The following is a 6,959-nucleotide window of genomic DNA, read 5'->3' as shown; positions in this document are numbered from 1 at the left end:
CGGTCTTTTCAGTCAGGTCATCCAAGGCTGCCTTTTGGCTGTGAGCCGTGAAATATGCCTCCACCTTGGCATAAAAGTCCTTCCACTTAATATTGTTCTTTTCTGTATAATCCAAAAACCAATTAAGATTTATCTTATATTTTGCCAGGAAGGCATATACACCCGTCACTTCTTCTGATGTACAACTATCAGGCAGGCCTTCAAAAATACTGCTATCGGCATTCTGCCTTGCCACCTCAAAAACCTCTGAATTAAAAAGCTCTGAGATAATAGCGGCATCTCTGATGTTCAGCATGCTGTATTTCATAAGGAGGCATTTTTTAAGTCCGGAAATGGTCCGGGCTGAGAATTTCCAATTTTCAATTACGCCCTTATACTGTTCAATAGCAATGAGGAAATCAAAAATGCTGCTGTAACTGCTTATGCCCTGTTTTATTTCCTCATAGGTCAAGTCGGTATTTTCTCTGATTTTCGCAACCGATATGGAATCCTGTACGGAATAGCCCTGCTTTTCGGCTACTATAAGAGAATCTGCATCAATACTCAGATAATCGGTGATTATTTTTATTTCCTGCCTTGGGGCAGCGCTGAAACTCTCAATGGAATTTATGGCGGTTATAAAGCTTTCATTAATATTTTCATTTTTGTCATTTGCCGCACCAACGGGTGTGGCCGTAACAAGCAAGCTTGCAATAAGAATAAGTGTGACAAGCCTGCGTCCTGCACTTCTTAAAATTTTCATCTTAAGATTCTCCTTTTGAAATGTTTTACTGTGGTAAAGCTGTTTTTTGTGAAGGGAATAATGCGAAACCTAATTGATAAAATTGTACATTATTTATTATTTTTGCTAATTTTACTATATTTTTCTATTAAATTCAATAAATTCTTGATGCAAATTTCAAACTGCTTTGAAAGGCATCCGCTTTTCAGACATAAAAAAACAGCAGCCTGGAAAATATTCCAAAGCTGCTGCCTTCTGGTCGGAAATGGGAGATTCGAACTCCCGGCCTCTTGGTCCCGAACCAAGCGCGCTACCAAACTGCGCTAATTCCCGAAACGCTTCATCTATATATTTTAGTACGAAGATTGCATTTTGACAAGCCCAAAAGTCTATTTAATTTAACATTCTGCATTAATATTTTTATACCTTATATGTTTTGAATTCTTCAACCTTTTGTGAAATATAGTCAATAATTTGCCTGTTTTCCGCCTTGCCGTTCCCCTCTATATAAACAGGCTCGCCAAAAGCTATGCAGACAGGCTCTTTCCTGCGGATAGGCCCGATATCCTTTATAAGCTTCCCGTTGCCCCAGAAATCCGTTTTTATTGCAACGGGTATTACAGGAACACCGGCTTCTTTTGCAAGCTTTACGCCTAAGGAATTGAATTTCTCAGGGTTAAAGCTCTCCTGCCTTGTACCCTCGGGAAACAACAGTATGGATATGCCCTTTTCGATATTTTCCTTGCCCTGCTTTATAACATTCAGCAAATCCTGTCTGGAGTTTTTTCTGGAGACCACGATAGGATTGCGGCTTTTCATTAAACGTCCGAAGACCGGCATGTTTATCAGGCTGTCCTTAACCACATAGGTAAATTCCTTCAGGGGACAAATTATACTTGGAAATACAAAGGTTTCCAGTGTGCTCATATGATTGCTTACAATAACCACAGGGCCCTCAACCTTTGTTATGTTGTCAATACCGTCAATAAAAAACCTGCCTCCGCTTTTCTCTATGTTCTTAGCTATCCTGTAGCTGGAATGTGCCCACTGGGCAGTATCATATTTGTTTTTCAGAGCCAGTCTGCTTCCTTTGATGACTTCCTTGACATAGCCGTAAACAAAGTACCATCTGGTATTTAAAAAAAGCCTGTCAAATATGTTTCTCCTGTTTCCTTTTGTTTCATATTTATTTTCAGTGAAAAACCGGTCCATAATATAATCACATCCAATTAAGTTGATTAGCTATAACGCTCCGACAGCCAGGGAATATTATATATCACATTTTGCCGCATGTCCACAGTTAAAGCCTTCTTCACTTTATTATATGATTAATGTCGCAAAATTTAACTGGTTGCAGCAAATAATTTTTATTATTATTTTAATATTTTTACTGAAAAATCCCTTTTTTTAGAATATAATGTACTTAAGGACATGTTGGTTTTTTTATTCTATTACGTTGATATGGAGATTTTTAATGAACGCTAAAGACATCAAAATTGGTACTAAATTAGAGATTGAAATACCTGAATCCTATAAAAAAGATGATGAATCAACCACCAGCTACGTGAGCCAACTGGTTGATGTTATTGATGATAATACAATAAGCATAGCTTCACCTATGGGGGAAGGCAGATTTAAATTTCTCTCAAGAGATTCCAAGATAATTATATATTACCTCAATGAGAGACATGAACTTCTTTACTTCAAAGGCCAGGTCAAAGGGCACAAAAAAAACGGAGCTCTTGATATATTTGATGTAACTATCATAAGCGATTTCAACAAGATTCAGAGAAGGCGCTTTTACAGGCTTGACGTGGTACTTAACTGCCAGTATAAGATAATTGACCAGCAGTTTATAAGCACTGACAAATTTGAATTCGAAAAGCTGGATGAAACCCAGCTAAAGCCGGCCTATACAAAAGACATCAGCGGAAGCGGCTTTTGTATGATTCTTGAGGAGGCTCTGGACCCGCGCACGGTACTGGACATAAGCATAAACCTTGAGGATTCGGCCATCATAAGGGTGTTTGCCCAGGTTATCAGGAATGTCAGTGAAAAGAATAAGAGATATGAGGTAGGCTTGCATTATATTAAAATTTCTCCAAGAGATTCAGATATTTTGACCAGATATATTTTTGAAAAGCAGAGACAGATTTTGAAAAACACCATGCAAGCAAAGTTGAAGTAGGCCAACGGCCTGTTTCAACCGACTTGTACTAGCTTTTATTGTACTTGTTTTTATCTTTGATCTGAGCTGCTCTTGTTATGGAAGTCAAACCATGTCTTGTTCTTATGTCATCTATTGCTTTTTCCAGCTTTTCCTCTTTTTCGGTTTGATTTTGCAGGTTGTCCTCTTCAAACAGTGAAAGCTGCCTGGAATGGCCTTCCCTTTCAAAACCGGTTATACTTATGCCTATGAGCCTTACCGGACGAAAGCTGTTCCAGTTATGGCTCAGCAGAGAAAAACCCTTTTCAAATATTTCCCTGGTCAAAAAAGTAGGTTCAATTCCTGTCTGCCTTGTAATACTCTGAAAATCCGAATATTTGATGGTAATCTGAACCGTTCCTGCTTTTTTATTGTGCTTTCTTGCATCGAAGCCCACTTCCTCACACAATTCGTAAAATATATTTCTTATAGCCTCTACATCGGTAACATCCTCGGATAGGGTTGTGGACCTGCCTATGGATTTCATTTCACCAGTGCTGCGTGGTGTTACGGGCGAATAGTCCTGTCCGTTTGCACTGGCGTGAAGCTCAGCTCCCATTTTCCCCAGCAGCCTGGTCAGTGCTTTTGGCTCATACCCTGCCAGGTCCCCTATGGTGACAATTCCCAGATTATTGAGCTTAAGGCCTGTTTGCCGGCCCACTCCATACATGTCTGTAACCTTAAGCGGCCACAGCTTTTGCTTTATGTCCTTTAACCATAATTCCGTTATTCCCATGGGTTTTTTAAGCTCTGAAGCAATTTTGGCCAGCAGCTTGTTCTCAGAAATTCCTATCGAACACCACAGCCCCAGGCCTTCATTTATATCGGTCATAATTCTGCGGGCAGCCTCAACAGGGCTTCCGAAAAGTTCTTCCGTTCCGGTCATATCCAGCCAGGCTTCGTCAATACTGTTCTGTTCCACAATTGGTGAATAGTTTCCCAGCAGTGACATTACCTCTTTTGATTTTTCTTCATAATAATGATGGTCGGGAGGCACAAGAACCATGCCGGGGCACAGCTTTAACGCCTGGTGAATAACCATTGTGGTTTTCACACCGAATTTACGCGCTTCATAGTTTGCGGCCAGGATTATGCCCGACCTGTTTTTGGGATCACCGGCAACCGCTGCAGGTTTTCCTGAGATTTCGGGCTTTCTTGACATTTCACAGCTTATGAAAAAAGCATTCATATCCACTAAAAAAACAACTCTACTCATAAACACCCTTCCAAGCATGAAAATAAAGCTTTGCAACTGCTAAAAAGGAGTATCTTTTTGGTTGTCAAAAAGATACTCCCTGTAAAAACCTTATTTCTTATTTTGCGGATTTTGCCAGCTCAGCCAACTGTGCAAATGCAGTGGCATCGTTCACTGCCATATCAGCAAGAACCTTTCTGTTGAGCTCGATTCCTGATTTCTTCAATCCACTGATAAATCTGCTGTAGGATAAACCGTTAATTCTTGCAGCAGCATTTATTCTGGCAATCCAAAGCTTTCTGAAATCTCTCTTCTTCGCTCTTCTGTCATTGAATGCGTAGTTTAAAGATTTCATTACAGCCTGATTGGCCATTCTGAAGAGCTTGCTCTTTGCTCCAAAATATCCTTTTGCAAGCTTCAATATTTTTTTATGTCTTGCGCGAGTTCTCATCGCACCTTTAACTCTTGCCATAAACCTTCGTCCTCCCTCTTATTTATATGGAATAAGTTTTCTAATTGCAGCTTCGTTAGCAGCTGAAACGTATGCACCCAACCTGTGGTGCTTTTTAGCTTTTGTAGCCTTGGAAACGAGTCTATGGCTTCTCCAAGCCTGACCTCTCTTGATCTTTCCTGTAGCTGTCACTCTGAATCTCTTTTTTGATGCGCTATGAGTCTTTAACTTTGGCATATTTATTCTCCTCCTATCCTACTGCTTTGGATTAAGTATCATTATCATACTTTTGCCTTCAAGTTTTGGTTTCTTTTCAACTGTTCCAACATCTTTTACTAATTCTGCAAACTTATCAAGAATTTCAATGCCTATTGAGGTGTAATGCATTTCTCTTCCTCTGAACTTTACTGAAACCTTGACTTTGTCTCCATCCTTCAAGAATTTGTATGCATTCTTGACCTTGAATTCAAAATCATGATCCTCTATCGAAGGAGATACTCTGACTTCTTTTATGCTTATGATCTTTTGATTCTTCCTTGCTTCCTTCTCTTTCTTGGCAAGCTCGAACATGTATTTGCCGTAATCCATTATCTTGCAAACAGGCGGCACTCCCTGCGGAGCAATCTTAACCAGGTCAAGATTCTTAGAAACAGCAAGTTTCTGGGCTTCCTTAGTCGCCATGATACCAAGCATGGTACCATCATTATCGATAAGTCTGACATCTTTGTCCCTGATATCCTCATTGATCATTAATTCATTTTTGCTAATAACTGACACCTCCGAATATAATAGGCAGAAGTTTCACTTCAAATCCTTAATAATTTTAGACAATAAAAAAAGTGGATAAAAGCAGCATCCACTTATTAATCTCAGTCATTATGCAAAAACGCACCAAGGCAGCTTGTTGCCTTTTTAACCGATATTAACCCTGCAAATCAAAATTCGCCAGGTGAGAAGTGGAATACTTCTTCTTGTTTTGCATTAATATGATAACAAAAAGCCATTTCCTTGTCAAATTATTTTTTTAATTACTTACTTCAGTACGAATATTACAACTGCTTTAAGCTGTGAATATTCAGTCTGCCCGTTCATACACCAGAAACCGGTAGTCGTACGGATTTTTTTCGTCCTTGGGCCCCGGCTCTTCTGAGACAAGCTTCCACTTTGAATAATCTATTCCGGGAAAATATGTATCCGCCTCAAAAGTATGATCTATCTCAGTTATATATAATTTGTCCGCAACGGGCAGGAAGGCACCGTATATTTCCGCACCGCCAATTATAAAAGCTTCTCCGCCGGCTGCAAAGGCTTTTGCCTTGTCTATTGAATGCACGGTTATACACCCCTGGGGCCTGAATTTCGAATCCCTGGTTATAACCACGTTGGTTCTGCCCGGAAGCGGCTTTCCAATGGACTCAAAGGTCTTTCTGCCCATAATCACCGGCTTTCCCAGCGTTGTGCGCTTGAAGTAGGCAAAATCCGCCGGAAGATGCCAGGGCATCCTGTTTTTACAGCCAAGAGCATTATTTCTGCCCATGGCCCAAATCATTGATATCATACGGCCACAGCTCCCTTTATATGTGGATGCGGGTCATAGTCCACCAGTGTAAAGTCTTCAAACTTAAAGTTAAAGATATCCCTGACCTCAGGATTTATTACCATCTTTGGCAGGCCTCTCGGCTCTCTGGAAAGCTGAAGGTCAACCTGCTCCAGATGGTTCAGGTAAATATGTGCGTCTCCCAGAGTATGGACAAATTCACCGGGCTTCAAACCGCATGCCTGTGCAACCATCATGGTAAACAAGGCATATGAGGCTATGTTGAAAGGCACACCGATAAAAACATCCGCACTTCGCTGATACAATTGGCAGGACAGTGTGCCGTTTGCCACATAAAACTGATAAAAGCAATGACAGGGTGGCAGAGCCATTTTATTCAATTCTCCCACATTCCAGGAGCAAACTATAATTCTTCTGGAATCCGGATTGTTCTTGATTTGAGAAATCACCTGGCTGAGCTGGTCTATCTGATTTCCGTCGGCAGTGCCCCAGGATCTCCACTGATGTCCGTACACCGGCCCCAGCTCGCCATTTTCGTCCGCCCATTCATCCCATATGGATACTCCGTTGTCTTTCAGATATTTTATATTTGTCTCACCTTTTATGAACCAAAGCAGCTCATGGATTATAGACCTTAAATGCAGCTTTTTGGTCGTCAAAAGCGGGAAGCCTTCCTGAAGATTAAATCTCATTTGATAGCCAAAGGTGCTGATAGTGCCTGTCCCGGTTCTGTCTTCCTTTTTTGTGCCGTTTGCCAATATGTGCCTGCACAGTTCCAGATATTGTTTCATAAATTCAACCCCCCATTAATTAAAGTAACATTTAAAC

9 protein-coding genes and 1 tRNA gene are annotated in these 6,959 nt (G+C 40.6%); 1 reads left to right on the top strand and 9 read right to left on the bottom strand.

The window, feature by feature from the left end; all coding sequences use genetic code 11:
- The 3 genes from CLHUN_RS16685 to CLHUN_RS16675 form a co-directional block, all read right to left on the bottom strand.
- The coding region (locus CLHUN_RS16685) for a hypothetical protein (protein WP_133051118.1) at positions 1 to 742 on the bottom strand (742 nt) is incomplete at its 3' end.
- 235 nt (positions 743 to 977) lie between these two features.
- Positions 978 to 1,054, bottom strand: a tRNA-Pro gene (locus CLHUN_RS16680).
- Between the two features lie 87 nt (positions 1,055 to 1,141).
- A complete protein-coding gene (locus CLHUN_RS16675; RefSeq protein WP_080065772.1) occupies positions 1,142 to 1,933 on the bottom strand; it encodes a lysophospholipid acyltransferase family protein in 792 nt (263 codons plus the stop codon).
- A 262-nt stretch (positions 1,934 to 2,195) separates the two neighbouring features.
- Here CLHUN_RS16675 and CLHUN_RS16670 point away from each other — a divergent pair, with 262 nt between their 5' ends.
- Positions 2,196 to 2,909, top strand: coding sequence for a flagellar brake protein (locus tag CLHUN_RS16670; protein ID WP_080065771.1), 714 nt, complete (start codon positions 2,196 to 2,198; stop codon positions 2,907 to 2,909).
- 28 nt (positions 2,910 to 2,937) lie between these two features.
- Here the strand turns inward: CLHUN_RS16670 and dinB are convergent, their stop codons facing one another.
- The 6 genes from dinB to CLHUN_RS16640 form a co-directional block, all read right to left on the bottom strand.
- Positions 2,938 to 4,143: a DNA polymerase IV gene (gene dinB / locus CLHUN_RS16665; protein WP_080065770.1), complete on the bottom strand. Its 1,206-nt coding sequence runs from the start codon at positions 4,141 to 4,143 to the stop codon at positions 2,938 to 2,940.
- 97 nt (positions 4,144 to 4,240) lie between these two features.
- Positions 4,241 to 4,594, bottom strand: a complete 354-nt coding sequence (gene rplT / locus CLHUN_RS16660) for a 50S ribosomal protein L20 (protein WP_080065769.1) — start codon at positions 4,592 to 4,594, stop codon at positions 4,241 to 4,243.
- A gap of 18 nt (positions 4,595 to 4,612) precedes the next feature.
- Positions 4,613 to 4,810, bottom strand: a complete 198-nt coding sequence (rpmI, locus tag CLHUN_RS16655; RefSeq protein ID WP_080065768.1) for a 50S ribosomal protein L35 — start codon at positions 4,808 to 4,810, stop codon at positions 4,613 to 4,615.
- Positions 4,811 to 4,828: 18 nt separating this feature from the next.
- Entirely contained in the window at positions 4,829 to 5,323 is a 495-nt protein-coding gene (gene infC / locus CLHUN_RS16650) for a translation initiation factor IF-3 (protein WP_242656544.1), read from the bottom strand.
- A gap of 325 nt (positions 5,324 to 5,648) precedes the next feature.
- Complete coding sequence (locus CLHUN_RS16645) at positions 5,649 to 6,131, bottom strand: dihydrofolate reductase (RefSeq protein ID WP_080065766.1); 483 nt, start codon at positions 6,129 to 6,131, stop codon at positions 5,649 to 5,651.
- Positions 6,128 to 6,922, bottom strand: a complete 795-nt coding sequence (locus tag CLHUN_RS16640) for a thymidylate synthase (RefSeq protein WP_080065765.1) — start codon at positions 6,920 to 6,922, stop codon at positions 6,128 to 6,130. The genes CLHUN_RS16645 and CLHUN_RS16640 overlap by 4 nt, the downstream gene beginning before the upstream one ends.
- Positions 6,923 to 6,959: the final 37 nt, after the last annotated feature.

Source organism: Ruminiclostridium hungatei, assembly GCF_002051585.1.
In the GTDB taxonomy this organism is placed as follows: domain Bacteria; phylum Bacillota; class Clostridia; order Acetivibrionales; family DSM-1351; genus Ruminiclostridium; species Ruminiclostridium hungatei.
The sequence above is the reverse complement of the archived record's forward strand: the minus strand, read 5'-3'. Positions and strand labels throughout refer to the sequence as shown.

What these genes read in the sequence shown, in the direction of transcription:
- CLHUN_RS16675 (WP_080065772.1), bottom strand. Translation starts at nt 1,933, where the DNA reads ATGGACCGGTTTTTCACTGAAAATAAATATGAAACAAAAGGAAACAGG.
- CLHUN_RS16670 (WP_080065771.1), top strand. Translation starts at nt 2,196, where the DNA reads ATGAACGCTAAAGACATCAAAATTGGTACTAAATTAGAGATTGAAATA.
- dinB (WP_080065770.1), bottom strand. Translation starts at nt 4,143, where the DNA reads ATGAGTAGAGTTGTTTTTTTAGTGGATATGAATGCTTTTTTCATAAGC.
- rplT (WP_080065769.1), bottom strand. Translation starts at nt 4,594, where the DNA reads ATGGCAAGAGTTAAAGGTGCGATGAGAACTCGCGCAAGACATAAAAAA.
- rpmI (WP_080065768.1), bottom strand. Translation starts at nt 4,810, where the DNA reads ATGCCAAAGTTAAAGACTCATAGCGCATCAAAAAAGAGATTCAGAGTG.
- infC (WP_242656544.1), bottom strand. Translation starts at nt 5,323, where the DNA reads ATGATCAATGAGGATATCAGGGACAAAGATGTCAGACTTATCGATAAT.
- CLHUN_RS16645 (WP_080065766.1), bottom strand. Translation starts at nt 6,131, where the DNA reads ATGATATCAATGATTTGGGCCATGGGCAGAAATAATGCTCTTGGCTGT.
- CLHUN_RS16640 (WP_080065765.1), bottom strand. Translation starts at nt 6,922, where the DNA reads ATGAAACAATATCTGGAACTGTGCAGGCACATATTGGCAAACGGCACA.